The sequence below is a fragment of the Kitasatospora sp. NBC_01246 genome (genome assembly GCF_036226505.1).
Lineage (GTDB): Bacteria > Actinomycetota > Actinomycetes > Streptomycetales > Streptomycetaceae > Kitasatospora.
This window is the reverse complement of record NZ_CP108484.1, coordinates 4,854,741-4,872,870: the sequence shown is the minus strand read 5'-3', so window position 1 is coordinate 4,872,870 and position 18,130 is coordinate 4,854,741. Positions and strand designations below refer to the sequence as shown.

The 18,130-nt window shown below is 72.8% G+C and carries 19 protein-coding genes; 5 read left to right on the top strand and 14 right to left on the bottom strand.

Annotation, left to right across the window (positions count from 1 at the left end; translation table 11 throughout):
- Window positions 1-176 precede the first annotated feature (176 nt).
- Window positions 177-704, top strand: a complete 528-nt coding sequence (locus OG618_RS21375) for a flavin reductase family protein (protein ID WP_329489136.1) — start codon at window positions 177-179, stop codon at window positions 702-704.
- Window positions 705-718: 14 nt separating this feature from the next.
- Here OG618_RS21375 and arfB read toward each other — a convergent pair whose 3' ends face one another.
- A complete protein-coding gene (arfB, locus tag OG618_RS21370) occupies window positions 719-1,150 on the bottom strand; it encodes an alternative ribosome rescue aminoacyl-tRNA hydrolase ArfB (protein ID WP_329489135.1) in 432 nt (143 codons plus the stop codon).
- Between the two features lie 83 nt (window positions 1,151-1,233).
- On the opposite strand from arfB, the gene OG618_RS21365 reads away from it, so the two are divergent.
- Both OG618_RS21365 and OG618_RS21360 read left to right on the top strand, forming a co-directional pair.
- Window positions 1,234-1,731, top strand: coding sequence for a hypothetical protein (locus OG618_RS21365; protein ID WP_442906838.1), 498 nt, complete (start codon window positions 1,234-1,236; stop codon window positions 1,729-1,731).
- Window positions 1,732-1,856: 125 nt separating this feature from the next.
- Window positions 1,857-2,432: a TerD family protein gene (locus OG618_RS21360; protein WP_329489133.1), complete on the top strand. Its 576-nt coding sequence runs from the start codon at window positions 1,857-1,859 to the stop codon at window positions 2,430-2,432.
- 176 nt (window positions 2,433-2,608) lie between these two features.
- Here the strand turns inward: OG618_RS21360 and OG618_RS21355 are convergent, their stop codons facing one another.
- The 8 genes from OG618_RS21355 to OG618_RS21320 form a co-directional block, all read right to left on the bottom strand.
- Entirely contained in the window at window positions 2,609-3,037 is a 429-nt protein-coding gene (locus OG618_RS21355; protein ID WP_329489132.1) for a hypothetical protein, read from the bottom strand.
- An 8-nt stretch (window positions 3,038-3,045) separates the two neighbouring features.
- Window positions 3,046-3,795: a hypothetical protein gene (locus OG618_RS21350; protein ID WP_329489131.1), complete on the bottom strand. Its 750-nt coding sequence runs from the start codon at window positions 3,793-3,795 to the stop codon at window positions 3,046-3,048.
- Between the two features lie 122 nt (window positions 3,796-3,917).
- Window positions 3,918-4,409 carry a DUF3180 domain-containing protein gene (locus tag OG618_RS21345; protein ID WP_329489130.1) on the bottom strand — a complete coding sequence of 164 codons (492 nt, stop codon included), beginning with the start codon at window positions 4,407-4,409 and terminating at the stop codon, window positions 3,918-3,920.
- A 236-nt stretch (window positions 4,410-4,645) separates the two neighbouring features.
- Window positions 4,646-5,245 carry a 2-amino-4-hydroxy-6-hydroxymethyldihydropteridine diphosphokinase gene (gene folK / locus OG618_RS21340; RefSeq protein ID WP_329489129.1) on the bottom strand — a complete coding sequence of 200 codons (600 nt, stop codon included), beginning with the start codon at window positions 5,243-5,245 and terminating at the stop codon, window positions 4,646-4,648.
- 58 nt (window positions 5,246-5,303) lie between these two features.
- Window positions 5,304-5,663: a dihydroneopterin aldolase gene (gene folB, locus OG618_RS21335; protein WP_329492204.1), complete on the bottom strand. Its 360-nt coding sequence runs from the start codon at window positions 5,661-5,663 to the stop codon at window positions 5,304-5,306.
- A gap of 246 nt (window positions 5,664-5,909) precedes the next feature.
- Entirely contained in the window at window positions 5,910-6,392 is a 483-nt protein-coding gene (locus tag OG618_RS21330; RefSeq protein ID WP_329489128.1) for a nuclear transport factor 2 family protein, read from the bottom strand.
- A 31-nt stretch (window positions 6,393-6,423) separates the two neighbouring features.
- Complete coding sequence (folP, locus tag OG618_RS21325) at window positions 6,424-7,329, bottom strand: dihydropteroate synthase (protein WP_329489127.1); 906 nt, start codon at window positions 7,327-7,329, stop codon at window positions 6,424-6,426.
- A gap of 89 nt (window positions 7,330-7,418) precedes the next feature.
- Window positions 7,419-9,257 (bottom strand): phosphatidylglycerol lysyltransferase domain-containing protein, encoded by a 1,839-nt coding sequence (locus OG618_RS21320; RefSeq protein WP_329489126.1) that lies wholly within the window; start codon window positions 9,255-9,257, stop codon window positions 7,419-7,421.
- A gap of 373 nt (window positions 9,258-9,630) precedes the next feature.
- Here OG618_RS21320 and OG618_RS21315 point away from each other — a divergent pair, with 373 nt between their 5' ends.
- Window positions 9,631-10,791, top strand: coding sequence for an alpha/beta hydrolase (locus OG618_RS21315; protein ID WP_329489125.1), 1,161 nt, complete (start codon window positions 9,631-9,633; stop codon window positions 10,789-10,791).
- Between the two features lie 131 nt (window positions 10,792-10,922).
- Window positions 10,923-11,711 carry a ferritin-like domain-containing protein gene (locus OG618_RS21310; RefSeq protein WP_329489124.1) on the top strand — a complete coding sequence of 263 codons (789 nt, stop codon included), beginning with the start codon at window positions 10,923-10,925 and terminating at the stop codon, window positions 11,709-11,711.
- Window positions 11,712-11,750: 39 nt separating this feature from the next.
- Here OG618_RS21310 and folE read toward each other — a convergent pair whose 3' ends face one another.
- From folE to OG618_RS21285, 5 genes are all read right to left on the bottom strand, one after another.
- Window positions 11,751-12,356 (bottom strand): GTP cyclohydrolase I FolE, encoded by a 606-nt coding sequence (folE, locus tag OG618_RS21305; RefSeq protein ID WP_329489123.1) that lies wholly within the window; start codon window positions 12,354-12,356, stop codon window positions 11,751-11,753.
- Window positions 12,357-12,464: 108 nt separating this feature from the next.
- A complete protein-coding gene (gene ftsH / locus OG618_RS21300) occupies window positions 12,465-14,516 on the bottom strand; it encodes an ATP-dependent zinc metalloprotease FtsH (RefSeq protein ID WP_329489122.1) in 2,052 nt (683 codons plus the stop codon).
- 230 nt (window positions 14,517-14,746) lie between these two features.
- Entirely contained in the window at window positions 14,747-15,301 is a 555-nt protein-coding gene (hpt, locus tag OG618_RS21295; protein ID WP_030059589.1) for a hypoxanthine phosphoribosyltransferase, read from the bottom strand.
- 71 nt (window positions 15,302-15,372) lie between these two features.
- The gene (gene tilS / locus OG618_RS21290) at window positions 15,373-16,497 is read right to left on the bottom strand and encodes a tRNA lysidine(34) synthetase TilS (RefSeq protein WP_329489121.1); all 1,125 of its coding nucleotides are present in this window, start codon (window positions 16,495-16,497) and stop codon (window positions 15,373-15,375) included.
- 327 nt (window positions 16,498-16,824) lie between these two features.
- Window positions 16,825-18,000, bottom strand: coding sequence for a zinc-dependent metalloprotease (locus OG618_RS21285; RefSeq protein ID WP_329489120.1), 1,176 nt, complete (start codon window positions 17,998-18,000; stop codon window positions 16,825-16,827).
- Between the last annotated feature and the right edge of the window lie 130 nt (window positions 18,001-18,130).

Genomic DNA, 18,130 nt, shown 5'->3' with positions numbered 1-18,130 from the left:
AGGAACATTTCTGGTGGTCGGCCGCATTGCCCGTGCACTGAAGCCGCCTGCCGCCCGGCAGTCCCTCCACTTCACCCCTGAGGGTGAGCCTCGGCGCGGAACGTAACCTCTGCGCCGATGGTCCTACGACCACGGCCCGATGCCGTTTCGCGCGGCCGCCGACTACCGTGCGGTACGTGTACTCGGCTCCGCAGCCCGAAGCTGCCTCCCAAGCGACGCCCGACGAGTTCCGGGCGGCCCTCTCCCAGCTCGCCTCCGGCGTGAGCCTGGTGACCGTCCACGACCCGGAGGACGGCGAGGACGTCGGCATGACCGCCACGTCCTTCCTCTCCGTCTCGCTGGAACCGCCGCTGGTGCTGATCTCCGTACGCGAGGACTCCCGGATGGACGAGGTGCTCTCCCGCGCCGACACCTGGGCGGTCTCCCTGCTCGCCGAGGAGCAGAAGGCGCTCGGCTCGCGGTTCGCCATGAAGGGCCGGCTCAGCGACCGGCTGCTGTTCGCCGACGCCCCGCACCACCGGGGCCGGCGCAGCGGAGCGCCGCTGATCGACGGCGCGCTCGCCACCGTGGAGTGCCGCACCGAGCAGCGGATAGCCGCCGGCGACCACACCCTGCTGCTCGGCCGCGTCCTGGAGGCCGCGGTACCGAACGCCGGCGGCCGCCCGCTGCTCTACTTCCACGGCGGCTACCGGCAGCTCGGCTGACCGCGGCCGACGCGCTACTCGCCCTTCGGCGAGCGCCGGCCCTGCTTCAGCTCGGCGCGGTGCCGCTTGTTGGTCAGCCGCCGCTCCACCATGCCCCGGCTGGGCTTCGTCGCCCGGCGGGCCTTCGGCGGCGGTGCGGTGGCCTCCCCCAGCAGGGACGCCAGCCGGGCCGCGGCGACCTCGCGGTTGCGCCACTGCGAGCGGTGCTCCGACGCGCGCACCACGAGCACCCGCCCGTCCACCAGCCGCCCGGCCAGCCGCTCCAGGGCGCGCTGCTTCCACACCTCGGGCAGCGCCGCGGAGGCGGCCAGGTCGTAGCGCAGCTCGACCTGGGTGTCGGAGGTGTTGACGTGCTGGCCACCGGGGCCGGAGGAACGGGAGAAGCGCCAGACGAGCTCGGCGTCGGGGACGACCACCGATCCCCGGACGCGAATGGGCTCGGGCATGCGCCCATCATCCCGTGCCCCGCGCCCCCGGTCACGCGGTTATCCGGTCACCCGGTTATCCGGGACCGCCCGCAGCCCCGACAATGGCGTACGTGATCGAGCTCGGCTACTCCCTCTCCAACCGCTTCCCCGACCCCCCGCAGACCGACTACCGCAGCGCCTCGGTGCACGCCCTGCGGTACGACCTCTTCTGCGGCGACGTCTACCTGGACGCCGACGGCGCGGAACTCTCCACCGCCTGGGGCTGGGTGCCGGTGCTGGACTTCGCCTGGGCGCTCTGCGACATCGTCGAGGAGCTGGACCGGGACCCGGACGGCGGCCGCGCCGCCCGGGTGCAGGCCTGCGACCTCGACTTCACCCAGAACACCGAGCTGCTGCGGTTCGCCCGCCGGTTCAACTGGGTCGAGGTGAGCGCCACCTGGCTGCCGGACGAGGCGCCCGCGGTGGTCCGCCACGGCGACCTGCGCCGCGAGGCCCGGGATTTCCTCCAGGACACGCTGGCCGATCTCTTCGACATGCACCCCGAGCTGGCCGACAATCCGAACATCTGGTCACTTCAGGGCCGCTTCCGCCGAATCTGAGCGAGCTCGGCCCCGGCCATTGCCCACCGGTCATCCGCTCCGAAGAATGTGTGCCGCGCGGCGTGGAACCAAGTCCACGGTCTCCCGCGTTATCCCGGCAAAGCAACGAAGGGACAGCAAACACCATGCCAGTGAGCCTCTCCAAGGGTGGCAACGTCTCGCTGACCAAGGAGGCCCCCGGCCTGTCCGCGGTCACCGTCGGTCTCGGCTGGGACGTCCGGACCACGACGGGCGCCGAGTTCGACCTCGACGCCAGCGCGATCGTGCTGAACGCCGACGGCAAGGTGCTGTCCAACAGCCACTTCGTCTTCTTCAACAACACCAGCACCCCGGACAGCACCGTCGTCCACACCGGTGACAACCGCACCGGCGAGGGCGCCGGCGACGACGAGGCGATCAACGTCAACCTCGCCGGCCTGCCGGCCGAGGCCGTCAAGATCACCTTCCCGGTCTCGATCTACGACGCGGTCGCCCGCTCGCAGAACTTCGGCCAGGTCCGCAACGCCTACATCCGCGTGATCAACGCGGCCGGCGGTGCCGAGATCGCCCGCTACGACCTCTCCGAGGACGCCGCCACCGAGACCGCCATGATCTTCGGCGAGCTCTACCGCAACGGTGCCGAGTGGAAGTTCCGCGCCGTCGGCCAGGGCTACGCCTCCGGCCTCGCGGGCATCGCCCAGGACTTCGGCGTCCAGCTCTGACGCCACGCTGAAGCGCCCGGCCCCCACCTCGGAGGCCGGGCGCTTCGCCGTTCCCGCACCGCGCGCCACCCAGGCGGTGCGGCCACGAACGCCCCGGCGCGCGTCCCCCCGGCCGGACCGGGGGGACGCGCGCCGGGGCGGCGGCGGAGGCGGCGCGGGGCGCCGCCCGGGCTGGGTCAGCGGGAGGCGCGCAGCTCCGGGAGCTGGAGCAGCTCGGTCTCCTCGTCCGGGGTCAGGTCCACCACGGTCGGCTCGACGCCCTCCGGCTCGGCGTCCTGGTCCGCGTCGGCCGGTACGGCGTCGGCCTGCCCGGCCTCGGGGTCGAGGCCGGCCGGCTCGACCGAGGGCCGCACCCGGTCCGGGAGGGCGGCCGGCGGCACGGCCCTGACCGCGGCCACCGCCTCGTCGCCCACCACGTCCGCCAGGTCGGCGCGCTCGCCCAGCTCGGCGACGCTGCCCAGGGCCGGCGCCGGGGCCGCCGGACGGCCGGCCGCTCCCGAGCGGCCGAAGAAGCTGAAGCCCTGCCCACGGGCCTGCTGCGGGCGCGGGCGCTGCCGCTCGGCCGCCACCACGGGAGCGCTGGGCGTCCCACCCAGCTGGCCCACCGTCGCCGTCAGTGCGGGCCGCGGCGCGGGCGCCGGAGCGACGGCTGCCGGGGCGGCCGCCGCGGGCACCGACGCGGCCGGCGTGGGAACGGCCGGAGCCACCGGAGCTCGAGCACCGGACGGGCGGGCGCCACCGGCGCGGACGCCGGGACGGTCGCCGGCGCGGTGCGGGCCCGCAGCGCGACCTCCGCGCCGGCCGCGCGCTCACGCTGGGCGTCCCGGGCCGCCGCCTGCCGCTGCAGCTGCCGCAGCACGGCCGCGGCGCGGACGAACGCGGCCGGGCTGGCGGGGTACTTGGGGCGGGCGGCCGCGAGGGCCCGCTGGGCCGCCTCGGCCTCCTTGAGCGCCTGCTCGGCGACCGCCACGGCGCGCTCGCGCAGCAGCCTGGCGATCTCCGTCTCGGCCTTGGCCAGCCGCGACTTCTCGGCCGTCAGCCGCCGCCCGAAGCGGGTGGCCCGCTCCTCGGCGACCTCCGCCGCGTACTCGGCCTCGGCGAGCTGCTCCTCGAAGCGCTCCTCGGCCCGGAGCCGCTGCGCGACCGACACCTCGGCGGCCGCCCGGGCGGCCCGGTCGCGCTGGCGCAGCAGCACGGCGATCCCGAGCGAGGCCAGCACGGCGGCGACGCCCACCGAGCGGACCAGGACGGTGTCCTGACTGAAGAGCAGCGCGGCCACCGCGGCGACGATGAGCACGCCGGCGGCGGTGGGAGGAAGGATCCGGCCGAGGACGGAGGAATGACGGTGGCGTCCGCGAGACATGCCAAGAAACTAGCGTGCGAATTGGGGCCGTGTCAGCCCAGGGTCCGCTTTGGCCCTTGACACTGCGCAAGCTTTACCGCTTGTACCCGGGCCCTCACCCATGATCACCGAAGCGGGTCCGCTCAGCGGTGCGAGGTCGCCGCCGGGCCGCTCGGGTCGTCGTGGTCCTCCGGCAGCTTGCACACGTGCTGCAGCCAGAGCGCCGCCGCGATCACCGCCACCCCGGCCAGCACCGCGAAGCCGGCGGTGACGGCCTGGTCCTGGCGGGCCTGCACGTCCAGTTCGCCGAGCAGGTAGATGCCCGCGCCCGCGTAGATGCCGGTGACCACCGACGAGACCAGCGCGCTCGCCTGCGCCAGCACCACCGCCCGGGCGGCGCCCAGCGGGTCGACGCCCTTCGCCCCGGGCTGGCGCTCGCGCGCCGCCTTCAGCCGGGAGCGCAGCGAGATCGCCGTGGCGAGCAGGATCACCGCCACCGCGGCCAGTACCACCGGAGCCGCACCCGGCACCGCGGGCAGGGTGTCCAGGGAGGCCCACAGCTTGGCACCGGCCCACGACAGCGCCGTGGTCGCGGCGGTGATGCCGACCAGCAGACGGAGGCGAAGCAGCTTCACTCGGACGTGGTCCTTCCCGGGGTTGCGGTGTCGGGCGGCCGCCCCCGGGCCCGGCCCTGCTCCCCCCGGCCGACGGCTGGGAGGCGCCCCGGCCCGGCGACGGGGCGGGGCGGACGGTACGACGGCGCCAGGCCACCGTACCGGGCCCGGGCCGGCGGGCACCCGCGCGGATGGCGGACACCTACTCGTACGGCCGGGACCTCGTCCGAGTTCCCGGCCGTACGGGCCGGCGGGGCCTACTCCGGCAGGGTCAGCCCGATGTCCTCGCGCCGCCGGACGCCCTGGGCGTCGGCGCCGCCGAGCGCCTGGAGCAGCGCGGCGACCTGGCCGTGGCCGGGCACCTCGGCCTCCGGCTGGGCGTCCAGCCAGGGGGCGAGCACGAAGGCCCGCTCGTGCGAGCGCGGGTGCGGCAGCAACAGCTGCGGGTCGTCGCTGGTGACGCCCTCGTAGGCCAGGATGTCGACGTCCAGCGTCCGCGGGCCCCAGCGCACGGTGCGGACCCGGCCGAAGGCGTCCTCGATCGCGTTGCCGCGCTCCAGCAGGTCGCGCGGGGGCAGGGTGGTGCGCAGCACCACCACCGCGTTGTAGTAGTTGGGCTGCTCGTCGGGGCCGCCGAGGGCCTCCGTCTCGTAGACGCCGGAGACGGCCTTGATCTTGAGCCCGGGGGTGTCGGCGAGGGCGTCCACGGCGCCCTGGAGGGTGTCCAGGCGGTTGCCCAGGTTGGAGCCGAGGGCGATCACGGCGCAGCGCTGGCTGTGCAGCGTGGCGTCGGCCGAGTCCACCCGGTTCTCCAGGTCGAACGTGCTCGGCGAGGCGGTCGGGTCGCTGGTGCTCATCGGGCTTCCCCTACAACTGGAACGGGCTCTGCGGCTGGCACGGGGTACGCGGTGCGGGTCATGCGCGGCCCCGGTGGATGGTCACGGTCACGTCGTCGAACGGCACGGTGATCGGGGCGTCGGGCTTGTGCACGGTGACCTCGACCTCCTCGACCGCCTCGTGCGCCAGGCACTGGTCCGCGATGCGCTGCGCCAGGGTCTCGATCAGGTCGACCGGCTCGCCGGCGATGATCGCGGTGACCTCCTCGGCCACGACGCCGTAGTGCGCCGTGCGGGTGAGGTCGTCGCCGGACGCGGCGGGGCGGGTGTCCAGGTGGAGCACGAGGTCCACCACGAAGGTCTGGCCCTCGACGCGCTCGCGCTCGAAGACACCGTGGTGACCCCGGGCACGCAGGCCCCGCAGGGTGACGCGGTCCAGCAAACGAATCACTGCTCCCACTCGGACGGGCCCTGCCCCGGAAAGCGGGGGGAAGGCAGGGCGGAGGCGGACACGACGGCCGCCACTGCGTTTCGAATCTACCCGCGAGCGCCGACAACGCCTGACCGTCCTACCCGGCACGAACCGACGCCACGCACGCCGGATCGGCGATTGACGTGAACGTTCGGTGGCCGTCCGGGAATTCCCGGGCCGCCTCCGGCGGGCATTTCCCCAGCGGGCCCCGGGTCAGTCCTCGTCCTCGTCGTCCCCGCTGGTCAGAACGGGTGAACCGTGGTGGGACCAGAGCTTCCAGCCCGCCGGGGTGCGGCGGAAGAGATTGGTCGAGACGACCTTTCCGCCGACCAGCGGGCCGAGTTCGCCCTCCTCCTCCGCCTCGCCGCCGGAAAGGATGTTCTCGGTGCACGTGACAAGGGCCACATCCCCCTGAACCTCGGCCTCGACGTCGGTCAGGATGAACTGGATGTACTCCGTGTTCGCCATGATCAACATGTAGGAGCGGGTCACCTGGGCCCGCCCGCGCAGCACCGGCCAGCCGGGGTGCACGCAGACCACGCCGCCCTTGTCGTCGGCCTCGTCGGCCCCCAGCCAGGCCTCCTCGACGGCCTCCAGATCGCCGTTCTCCAACGCCTCGTACAGCGCCCGGTTGGCCTCCAGTACGGCCTCCCGGTCCGCTTCCCGGGCGCGCTGACCCGCGGTCTCGCCGCTCACCCTGCCGTCACCTGCCACAGACCCTCCCGTTTCACCTGCCGCTCCGGCCCGCCGACGGGCCGGAGGGGTCCTGCCGGGCCGCCCGCTGCCAGGCGGCGACCACCCGGACGGCGTCCGCCGTGCCGGCCACGTCGTGCACCCGCACCGCCCAGGCCCCGGCCCCGGCCGACAGCACCGACACCGCGGCGGTCGCGTCGTCGCGCTCCCTGGCCGGGCGCAGTTCCCCGGTTTCCGGGTCGGCGAGCAGCGTACCCAGGAACCGCTTGCGCGATGCGGCGACGAGGACGGGACGGCCGAGCGCGGTGAGCGCCGGGAGCCCGCCGAGCAGGGCCCAGTTGTGCTCGGCGGTCTTGGCGAAGCCCAGGCCCGGGTCCAGGATCAGCTGCTCCTCCTTGACGCCGGCCGCCAGCAGCGCGTCCATCCGGGCCGTGAGCTCGCCGACCACGTCCGCGACCACGTCGCCGTAGACGGCCAGGCTGTCCATGTCGGCGGACTGCCCGCGCCAGTGCATCACCACGAAGGGCACGCCGGTCTCGGCCACCACCCGGGCCATCGCGGGGTCGGCCAGGCCGCCGGAGACGTCGTTGATGATCCGGGCACCGGCCGCGACGGCCCGCTCCGCGACGGAGGCGCGCATGGTGTCGACCGAGACGACCACCCCGGAGTCGGCCAGCTCGCGCACCACCGGCAGCACCCGGCCCAGCTCCTCCTCCTCGGGCACCCGCTGCGAGCCGGGGCGGGTGGACTCGCCGCCGACGTCCACCAGGTCCGCGCCGCGGGCCCGGAGCGCCAGGCCGTGGGCGATGGCCCGGGCGGGGTCGTGCCACATCCCGCCGTCCGAGAAGGAGTCGGGGGTCACATTGACCACGCCCATCACGGAGCAGCGGTCGAGCCGCGGCAGTCCGGCCGGCAGCGAGAAGGACAGCGAAGTGCTCATAACCCCATTATCAGTTCAAGTCCCCGCTCCCCCGGAGACGACCGGACCCCCGCCGGGTCTCCGACGGGGGTCCGGGGGCGGGCGACGGCCTACGCGGCCTCGGTGACCTCAGGGCGGCCCGGGGCCGGCAGCGGGCCCTGGCGCTGCGGCTTGCGGCCGAAGCGCGGCATGCCGAGGGTGATGAAGGCCTCCGCCTGCATCGCGGCGAACCCGATCCGGGGCAGGTCCCGGGTGTTCGGGAAGACCAGGAACCGCGGCTCCCACTCGGGCTGGAACTTGGCGTTGAACTTGTACAGCGACTCGATCTGGAACCAGCGCGACAGGAACACCAGCAGCCCGCGCCAGGCCCGCAGCACCGGGCCGGCGCCGATCCGCTCACCGCGCGCCAGGGCCGAGCGGAACATCGCGAAGTTGAGCGAGACCCGGCGCACGCCCATCGCCGGCACCGCCTGCAGCGCGGCGACGATCAGCAGCTCGTTCAGACCGGGGTCGGCGGCGCGGTCGCGGCGCATCAGCTCCAACGAGATGCCGTCCGGCCCCCAGGGCACGAAGTGCAGCACGGCCTTCAGGTCGTCGCCGTCCTCGCCCTCCTCCGGCGCCTTGTGCGCGGTGACCACCACGCAGGCGTCGTCGCCCGGGTCGCCGAAGCGGCCGAGGGCCATCGAGAAGCCGCGCTCGGTGTCGGTGCCGCGCCAGCGGGAGGCGGCGTCGGCGATCCGGTACTTCTCGTCCGGCGTGAGGTCGGCGACCCGCCGCACCTGGCAGGAGTAGCCGTTGCGCTCGATCCGCTTGACCATCTGGCGCACGTTGCGCATCGCCCGGCCCGCGAGTGAGAACGTCCCGGTGTCGACGATCGCCTCGTCACCCAGCTCCAGCGCGTCCAGCCCCGCCTCGCGGGTCCAGACCTCGCCGCCCACCTCGCTGCAGCCCATCACGGCCGGCACCCAGGCGTGCTCGCGGGCCTCGGTCATGAAGACCTTGATCGCACCCGGCCAGGCCTCGACGTCGCCGACCGGGTCACCCGAGGCGAGCATCACGCCGGAGACCACCCGGTAGGAGATCGCCGCCTTGCCGGAGGGCGAGAACAGCACGCTCTTGTCCCGGCGCAGCGCGAAGTAGCCGAGCGAGTCGCGCTCGCCGTGCCGGTCGAGCAGCGCGCGGACCTTCTCCTCGTCCTCGGCGGTCAGCTCCGGCTTGGGCTTCTCCGGCCGCAGCGCCAGGTAGGCGGTGGTGAAGGCGGTGATCAGGCCCAGCCCGCCGAGCAGGTAGGCGACCTGGTCGGAGACCCGGTCCGAGCTGTAGTCGACCGGCCCTTCGAAGCCGAACAGTCCGTACCCGACGTGCTCAAGCCGGTGGAACAGGCTCGGGTCGCCGATCTCGTACCCGGTCCGGGTGGAGACCACCAGCAGGCCGAGCGCGACGCTGATCGCCCCCATCACGACCAGGTTGACCACCGCCCGCCAGCGGGTCCGGGGGTCGGCCTTGGCGTAGAACTCGCGCCGGTGCACCAGCATCACCGCGAACAGCACCAGCGAGACGACCGCCGGGCCGATCTGGTGCCAGCGCAGGATGTGCAGCGCCGCGCCGACCGGCAGCAGCACGCAGACGGCCCGCCAGGCCCGCCGCTTCCGGCGGCGCAGGGCGTGGGCGAGCAGCACCAGCAGCAGGCCGACCATCAGCGTGCCGGCCGCGGCCAGGGTCGTGGTGCCGCCGGGCAGCTGCCCCGCGAAGTCGTGCACCTTGGTGTGCCGGAGCTTGGGGAACACCGCGCTGGCGGTGTCCACCAGACCGATCAGCAGACAGGCGTAGCCGACCGCGCCGGGGAGCCAGGCCCGGGGGACGGCGGCCGCTTGGGTACGAAGCGTCTGCAGGCCGCGGCGGCGGGGCGGCTGCTCGGGGCTCGGCTCAACGGACACGGGAACGCTCATGGAAGCTCAGCGTAGAGGCTGCGGACTGCAGTCCTGTCACTCCGGGGGAGGAGTTGTGAGGGACCTTCATGCCTTTTCCTTCATCGGGCAATGCGCACACCAAACATCCGGCAACGGAGGGTAAACCGGTGTTCGGCGGACGCTGTGGTTGAGCCGAGGGGTGGGCGCCGGAGCCTTCCCGCCGCGTGGCGCGACGGACCCCCGCATACCCGGTACGTACGGTGGACGCCGCGTTCCGGGGGACCGGTTGCGTCGGATCGCCCCGGACTCCGCCTGCCCCGACGTCCGGACAGCCTAGCCGCGATGGCCGTGGCTGACGCACCGCCAGACGATGAAGCCTGCACCGAGAGTTTCCCACCGGAAGGCCGACGGCATGGAACTGACCAGCGACGCGCTGGTGAACTCGCTGCTCGCGCTCGGCGCGGCGGCCCTGCTCACCACCCTCTGGCTCTGGCCCCGGCTGGCCCGGCAGCGCCCGCTCCCGGTGCTCGGGCGGATCGGCCTGCTGACCGTCACTCAGGTCTCGGTGCTCGCGGTGCTGGCGCTGTCGGTCAACAACTCGTTCGGCTTCTACACCTCATGGGACGACCTGCTCAGCCCCGGCGGCGCCAAGCTCGCGCTCACCAGCAGCGAGCGCCACCACAGCGGCACCCCGGTCTCCGACGCGCTGGTCCAGCCGACCGAGGAGGGCGGCCTGGAGACCGTGACCGATCTGCCCAAGGGCCCCCCGGAGGAGGTCGGCAAGATCGAATCGGTCCGGGTGGCGGGCAAGGAGACCGGCCTCTCCGACCAGATGTTCGTCTACCTGCCGCCCGAGTACTTCGACCCGAACCTCGCCATGGTGCGCTTCCCGGTGCTGCTGACCATCGCCGGCTTCCCCGGCACCACCATGCACCTGCTCAAGGACCTGCCCGTCCCGCAGACCGCCTGGGAGCTGCGCAAGGGCGGCAAGATGGCCCCCACGATCATCGTGATGGCCCGGCCGAGCGTCGCCCCGCCGCGCGACACCGAGTGCGTCGACGTCCCCGGCGGCCCGCGCGCCGAGTCCTGGTTCGCCAAGGACGTGCCCGAGGCGCTGCGCTCGGCGTACCGGGTCAGCCGCTCGCCCTCGTCCTGGGGCGTGCTCGGCTTCTCGACCGGCGGCAGCTGCGCGATGCGGCTCGCGATGCGCTACCCGGACGTCTACGGCAACGGCGTGGGGATGCACGGCGACTTCAAGGTCGCCGAGGACCAGTTCACCGGCGGCAACCTCTTCGGCGGCGACAAGGCGCTGGCCGACCAGAGCGACCTCGGCTGGCGGCTGCAGAACCTCCCCGCGCCGAACCTCTCGCTGCTGGTGATCAGCACCCGCAAGGAGACCGACTACCCGGAGACGGTGAAGTTCGTCGACCTCGCCCAGCAGGTCGCGGCCGCCAATCCGCAGTTCAAGGTCGAGTCGCTCTACCTGGACGACGGCGGCCACAACTTCGACAGCTGGATCCGCGAGCTCCCGGCCGCCCTGGAGTGGATGAGCGCCCGGCTCACCTGGACCTGACCGCCGGCGGCGACGGCCGCCGGACGAGTGGTTACCGGCCGGTCGGGCCGGTCCGCCGGCACCACGGGGAACGTATCGCGACCGCCCGGCCGAACGGCCCGGGTGGACACCTGATCCGTGCAGGAGGCCCCATGCTCAGCACCCGATCGCTCTTCACCGAGATCTACCGCAACGACGAGGCCTATCAGCTCTTCTGCAGCATCGCGGCCGGCGGCGAGGACCAGGGCGGCTGGGAGAACGAGCGGATCGCCGCCCTCACCCGCGACCCGGTCCTCGCCCCCAAGATCGCCCGGCACGGCGCCGACGAGCGCAAGCACGGCCGGATCTTCACCCAGCTGCTGCACAAGCGCGGCCTGCCCAGGATCGACGTCCCCGCCGAAGCGGACTACTGCATGCTGCTGGAGCGCCAGGGCGTCGGCCTCTCGCACGAGCGGCTGAACAGCGAGGTGCCGCTGGCCGAGCGGGAGATCATCACCTACCTGGCGCACAGCCGGGTGACCGAGCAGCGCGCGGCCGAGCAGATGCGCCAGCTGGTCAAGGTGTACGGCGACAATCCGGATCTCGGCCGCGCGATGCGGATGATCTCCGCCGACGAGGACAACCACCTCGCCTACTGCCACGAGGAGCTGCTGCGGCTGGTCGCCGAGGGCCACGGCCCGTACGTCCGGCACACCCTGGAGACCAGCGCGCGCGGCGAGATCCGCACCCACCGGGACGTCGGGCTCGCCGTGACGACCCGGATGGCGCGGATCCTCGGGTGGCCGCGCTGGCAGCGCGCCGTGGTGACGGCGGGCGTCCACGTGCTCTACCTGTACGACCGGGCGTTCGGCTGGCGGCGGATGGTGACCCTGCGGATGCCCCGGCGCCGCAACGCCCTGGGCACCCCGGCCCCGCCGCACGCGGAGCACCAGCTGCTCTGAGCCGGCGCGGGCCGGGGGGCCGACGGGGCCGCAGGGCCGCTAGCGACCGATGATCAGGCTCATCGCCTCGGCCCGGGTGGCCGGGTCGCGCAGCTGGCCCCGCACGCAGGAGGTGATGGTCTTGGCGCCGGGCTTGCGGATGCCGCGCATCGACATGCACATGTGCTCGCACTCGATCACGACGATCGCGCCGCGCGGTTCGAGGATCCGCATCAGCGCGTCCGCGACCTGGCTGGTGAGCCGCTCCTGCACCTGCGGGCGGCGGGCGTAGACGTCGACCAGCCGGGCCAGCTTCGACAGGCCGGTGATCTTGCCGTTGACCGACGGGATGTAGCCGACGTGCGCGACGCCCCGGAACGGCACCAGGTGGTGCTCGCAGACCGACGTCAGCTCGATGTCCTTGACCAGCACCATCTCGTCGTGGCCGAGGTCGAAGGTGGTGGTGAGGACGTCCTCCGGCTCCTGCCAGAGGCCCGCGAATATCTCCTTGTACGCCCTGGCGACCCGGGCCGGGGTCTCCAGCAGACCCTCGCGGTCCGGGTCCTCGCCCACCGCGAGGAGCAGCTCGCGGATGGCGTTCTCGGCCCGCTTCTGGTCGAAGGTCCCGACGGCGGACGGACCGTCGAGCGTCACCGGGTCGATCATGCGGGCCTCGCTAACTAGGGGACGACTTGGCTGAACAGCACGGATGCCGCGCCTCCAGAGTACAAACCCTGGTGGCGCGGCATCCATTCCGTCCCTGTGCTGGCGCGATCAGCCCTCGGCGGGCGGCTCCACCGGCAGCGGCGGGAGCTTCACCACGTCGACCGGAGCGGCCTCGACGGCGGCGGCGCCATTGGTCAGCGCCAGCTCCTTCGGGGACTGCACCGGCGGCCGGGTGGACGGCGTACGACGGGACGAGCCCGTCCAGGCCGGCCGGGCCGGGCGCTTGACGATCGGGGCGAAGATCTCGGCGATCTGCTCCTTGTTCAGGGTCTCCTTCTCCAGGAGCTCCAGAACCAGGTTGTCGAGCACGTCGCGGTTCTCGACCAGGATCTCCCAGGCCTCGTTGTGCGCGTTCTCGATGAGCTTCTTCACCTCTTCGTCCACCAGCCCGGCGACCTCTTCCGAGTAGTCGCGCTGGTGACCCATCTCGCGGCCCAGGAACGGCTCCGAGTTGTCCGAACCGAACTTGATCGCGCCGAGCCGCTCGGTCATCCCGTACTGGGTGACCATGGCCCGCGCGGTCGCGGTGGCCTTCTCGATGTCGTTCGAGGCGCCGGTGGTCGGGTCGTGGAAGACCAGCTCCTCCGCCGCGCGCCCGCCCAGCATGTACGCCAGCTGGTCGAGCATCTCGTTGCGGGTGGTGGAGTACTTGTCCTCGTCCGGCAGCACCATGGTGTAGCCGAGCGCCCGGCCGCGGGACAGGATGGTGATCTTGTGCACCGGGTCCGCGTTGGGGGAAGCCGCCGCGACCAGGGCGTGACCGCCCTCGTGGTACGCGGTGATCTTCTTCTCCTTCTCGGACATGATCCGGGTCCGCTTCTGCGGTCCGGCCACGACGCGGTCGATCGCCTCGTCCAGCGTGAAGTTGTCGACCAGCTTCTTGTCCGAGCGGGCGGTCAGCAGCGCCGCCTCGTTCAAGACGTTGGCCAGGTCGGCACCGGTGAAGCCGGGGGTGCGCTTGGCGACGGCCTTGAGGTCGACGTCCGGCGCGACCGGCTTGCCCTTCTGGTGCACCTTGAGGATGTCCAGACGGCCCTGGAGGTCGGGGCGCTCGACCGCGATCTGCCGGTCGAAGCGGCCCGGGCGCAGCAGCGCCGGGTCCAGGATGTCGGGGCGGTTGGTGGCCGCGATGAGGATCACGCCGCCCTTGACGTCGAAGCCGTCCATCTCGACCAGCAGCTGGTTGAGGGTCTGCTCGCGCTCGTCGTGACCGCCGCCGAGACCCGCACCGCGGTGCCGGCCGACGGCGTCGATCTCGTCGACGAAGACGATCGCCGGAGCGTTCGCCTTGGCCTGCTCGAAGAGGTCGCGGACCCGGCTGGCGCCGACACCCACGAACATCTCCACGAAGTCCGAGCCGGAGATCGAGTAGAACGGGACCCCGGCCTCGCCCGCGACGGCACGCGCCAGCAGGGTCTTGCCGGTACCGGGCGGGCCGTAGAGCAGCACGCCCTTCGGGATCTTGGCGCCGACCGCCTGGAACTTGGCCGGCTCCTGCAGGAACTCCTTGATCTCGTGGAGCTCCTCCACCGCCTCGTCCGCACCGGCGACGTCCGAGAACGTCGTCTTCGGCGTGTCCTTGGTGAGCAGCTTGGCCTTCGACTTGCCGAACTGCATGACGCGGGACCCGCCGCCCTGCATCTGGTTCATCAGGAACAGGAAGACCAGAACGATGATCACGATGGGCAGCATCGACAGCAGGAGGCTGACGAAGGTGCTCTGCTTCTCCGGGCTGACGGTGTAGCCCTCGGAGAGCGAGTTCTGGTCGTTGTCGTTGATCTGGGCCTGGAGCTTGTCGGCGAGCGCGACACCCTGGTCGCCGATGTACGAGGCCTGGAACTTGCTGCCGGACGGGGTCTTGCCCGTGCCGGCGTTGGACAGCGTGGCGCCGTCCTTCAGTTGGATCTTGATCGTGTTCGAGTCACCAGTGGTGATCTGCGCCGACTTGACCTGCTTGGCGTCGATCGCTGCGACGACCTGCCCGGTGTCCACCGTCTTGTAGCCGTTCGAGTCAGAAACGACCTGCATCAGCACGATGACGGCGAGGACGGCCAGCACGATCCACATGATCGGCGCACGGAAGTATCGCTTGACGTCCATCCATGCGGGGCGTTGCCGCCCCGTCCCTCCTGCCACTCGACGGCGCCGCGGGGCCTGGGCCGCCGGCGCATCCGGTTCTGCTCATGTGAAGAGCGGTTTTATTGGACCGTACCGCAGTCCGACCCGCCGGTGGCGGGAGCACAGCGACACGCCTACTTCTATTTCCCCCGATGCAACGGGCGGGAACGGTCCACTGTTCCCGTCCGTAGCCCGAACGGGCCCCGAAACCCTCAGCCGCCGTAGACGTGCGGGGCGAGGGTGCCGATGAAGGGGAGGTTGCGCAGCTTCTCCGCGTAGTCGAGCCCGTAGCCGACCACGAACTCGTTGGGAATGTCGAACCCGACGTACTTGACGTCGATCTCGACCTTGGCCGCGTCGGGCTTGCGCAGCAGCGTGCAGACCTCCAGCGAGGCCGGGCCGCGCGAGCCCAGGTTGCCCAGCAGCCAGGACAGCGTCAGCCCGGAGTCGATGATGTCCTCGACGATCAGGACGTCACGGCCGGCGATGTCGGTGTCGAGGTCCTTGAGGATCCGCACCACACCGGAGGACTTGGTGCCCATCCCGTACGAGGAGACGGCCATCCAGTCCATGGTCACCTGCGAGTGCAGCGCCCGGGCGAGGTCGGCCATCACCATCACGGCACCCTTGAGGACGCCGACGATCAGCAGGTCCTTGCCTGCGTAGTCCCGGTCGATGCGCTCGGCCAGCTCCAGGAGCTTGGCGTCGATCTCGTCCTTGCTGATGAGCACCTTCGCGAGGTCAGCGCCCATGTCGTTCTGGTCCACCGGGGATACGTCCTCAAACGTTCGGGGTCTGGATGGCCGGCGGCCCGGCGCCCCGGGAGCATGCCTGCCCGTCAGTCGCCCTGCCGCCGAAAGACCAGCGTGCCACACCTACGGGTGGCTTCGACGCCCCCGGGTAGGTGCAACGGCCCCTGGCCGCGCCAACCGGTGACCAGCAGATCGATCGTTTCGAGGTGGCGCGCGAAGAGGTCCCCGGCCGGGCAGCCCGCCCGCAGCGCGGCCCTGCGCAGTACCCGGCGGCGCACCGCGGGCGGCAGTTCGGCCAGCTTCCCGACGTCCAGGGTGCCCTCGCCGGTACGGAGATCGCGTTCGGCGAGCGCGGCCCACTGGTCCAGCGCGTCGGCGTCGTCGCGGAACAGCCGGGCGGTCCGGGCCAGCGCCTCGACCACGCCGCCGCCCAGGTGCTTCTCCAGCACCGGCAGGACCTCGTGCCGCACCCGGGAGCGGGTGTAGGCGGGGTCACAGTTGTGCGGGTCGTCCCAGACCGGGATCGCCTGGGCGGAACAGGCCTGGCGGGTGGCGGCCCGGTCGAGCTCCAGCAGCGGGCGGCGGTAGCGGCCCTTCTGGGCCGGCATGCCGGCCAGCGAGCGGGCACCGGAGCCGCGGGCGAGGCCCAGCAGGACCGTCTCCGCCTGGTCGTCGCGGGTGTGGCCGAGCAGGACGGCCACGGCGCCGTGACGCTCGGCGGCGGCGTCCAGGGCGGCGTAGCGGGCGTCCCGGGCGGCGGCCTCGGGGCCGCCGGCGCGGCCGACCCGGACCGGCACGGCCTCGACCGGGTCGAGCCCGAGCGAGCGGAGCCGCTCGGCGACCTGGGCGGCGCGGTCGGCGGAGCCGTTCTGGAGACCGTGGTCGACGGTGACGGCGCCGACCCGCAGGCCCAGCTTGGGGGCCTCGAAGGCGGCCGCGATGGCCAGCGCCATCGAGTCGGCGCCGCCGCTGACGGCGACCAGGACCAGCGGCGAGCCGGGCGCGGCCGGGGTGCGGGGCAGACCGGAGGGGTGGCGGTGGGCGTTGCCGATCAGGGTGGTCCCGACGGCGGCGCCGACCAGCGGCGCACCGCTGGGGCGCTCGCGGGGCTCGCGGGGTGCGGCGAAGGTGGTGCCGGCCTCGGCGGCGAGGTCGGTGAGCGTGCGGCGTACGGCCAGGCGTATCGCGGCGACAGCGGGGTGTGGGCCCACGGCGGACGACTCCTTGACGGAGGGGACAGGACGGCGGTGGGCGCGGCGGGGGCCGCGCATCTGTGAGCGCCGTGTTACCGGGCGCTCACAGATGGTGGCAGAAAGGAGGCACCCGCTACGCCACCCGCGCCACCGGTACGACCACCGTCCCACGTACGGGTGAATGGAGAAACGTATCTTCACCCGCCATCTGCACGATTGGACCACTCGTACGAACGGCTTTGACCGCTGCCGACCGCCTCCGGCCCCGCCCGGAGCGCGCGCACGGAGAGCGACCGGGGCGAGTCCCCCGGCCGCCCGGGCCGAAGGGACGCTCCGGCGGGCGAGTCACCTCGCGACGCGGGCCACCCAGGCGGCGGGGTCGTGGATCTCGTCCTTGGTGGGCAGGGTGTTCGGGGACGTCCAGACCCGGTTGAAGCCGTCCATCCCGACCTGCTCCACCACGCCCCGCACGAAGACCGCGCCGTCCTGGTACTGGCGGAGCTTGGCGTCCATGCCGAGCAGTCGGCGCAGCACCAGGTCGAGCCGGTTGGCACCGCGGTCCCGGCGCTGCTGGAACTTCTCCCGGATCTCGGCCACGCTCGGCACCACGGCCGGGCCCACGCCGTCCATCACCACGTCCGCATGGCCCTCCAGCAGCGACATCACGGCCGTCAGACGGCCGAGGATCTCGCGCTGGGACGGCGACTGGACGATCTCCAGCAGTCCGGTCGATCCGGCCTTCTCGCCCCGCCCGCCGAGGCCGGGCAGGCCGCCGAGCGTGCCCGCCGCGTCCCGCAGCCGGTCCAGCAGCGCCCCCGGGTCGACGTCCGTCTCGGCCAGGAAGGACTGCACCTCGGACTGGATGTGGTCGCGCAGCCACGGCACCGCGGTGAACTGGGTGCGGTGGGTCTCCTCGTGCAGGCAGACCCAGAGCCGGAAGTCGGCCGGGTTCACGTCCAGCTCCCGCTCGACGTGCACGATGTTCGGCGCCACCAGCAGCAGCCGGCCCGGGCCGGGGCCCTCGGGGCCCAGCCGGGGCTTGTCGAAGAGCGCGGCCGGGCTGTCCGGCGCCTCCAGCGAGGGCTCGGCCGGGGCGAAGGTCTCGTACTGGCCGAGCACCTTGGTCGCCAGGAACGCCAGCAGGGCGCCGACCTCGATGCCGGTGGCCTTCTCCCCCACCGCGCCGAGGACGCCGGCCGCGGCGCTGCCGCTCCGGCGGGCCTGGAGCTTCTCCACCAGGGGCTGGACCACCGTCCGGAAGCCCGCGACGTTGGCCCGCACCCAACCGGGGCGGTCCACGATGAGCACCGGGGTCGCGGTGGCCGCACCGAGGCTGCTGGAGCGCATGCCCGTGAACGCCCGGACGTGCTCCTCCGCCTCCAGGGCGTGCCTGCGCAGTTCGGCGACCACGGCCGCCGCCTCCGCGCGGCTCACCTCCGGCCCCGGCCGTACCAGCCTGGTCGCGGTTGCGACCGCGAGATTCCAGTCGACCATGTCAGCACCGCCGCTCGCGCTCGTCATGCCCTCACCGTACGTGCTCCGGCCCATCGGGGGGAGCCACGGGAGTCCACGTCCTGCCGGACGGGTGCTCGGGACGGCCGGACGCCGGGCGGCGGCCGTGCGGGGCCGAACCCCCCGCCGGTGTACGGGG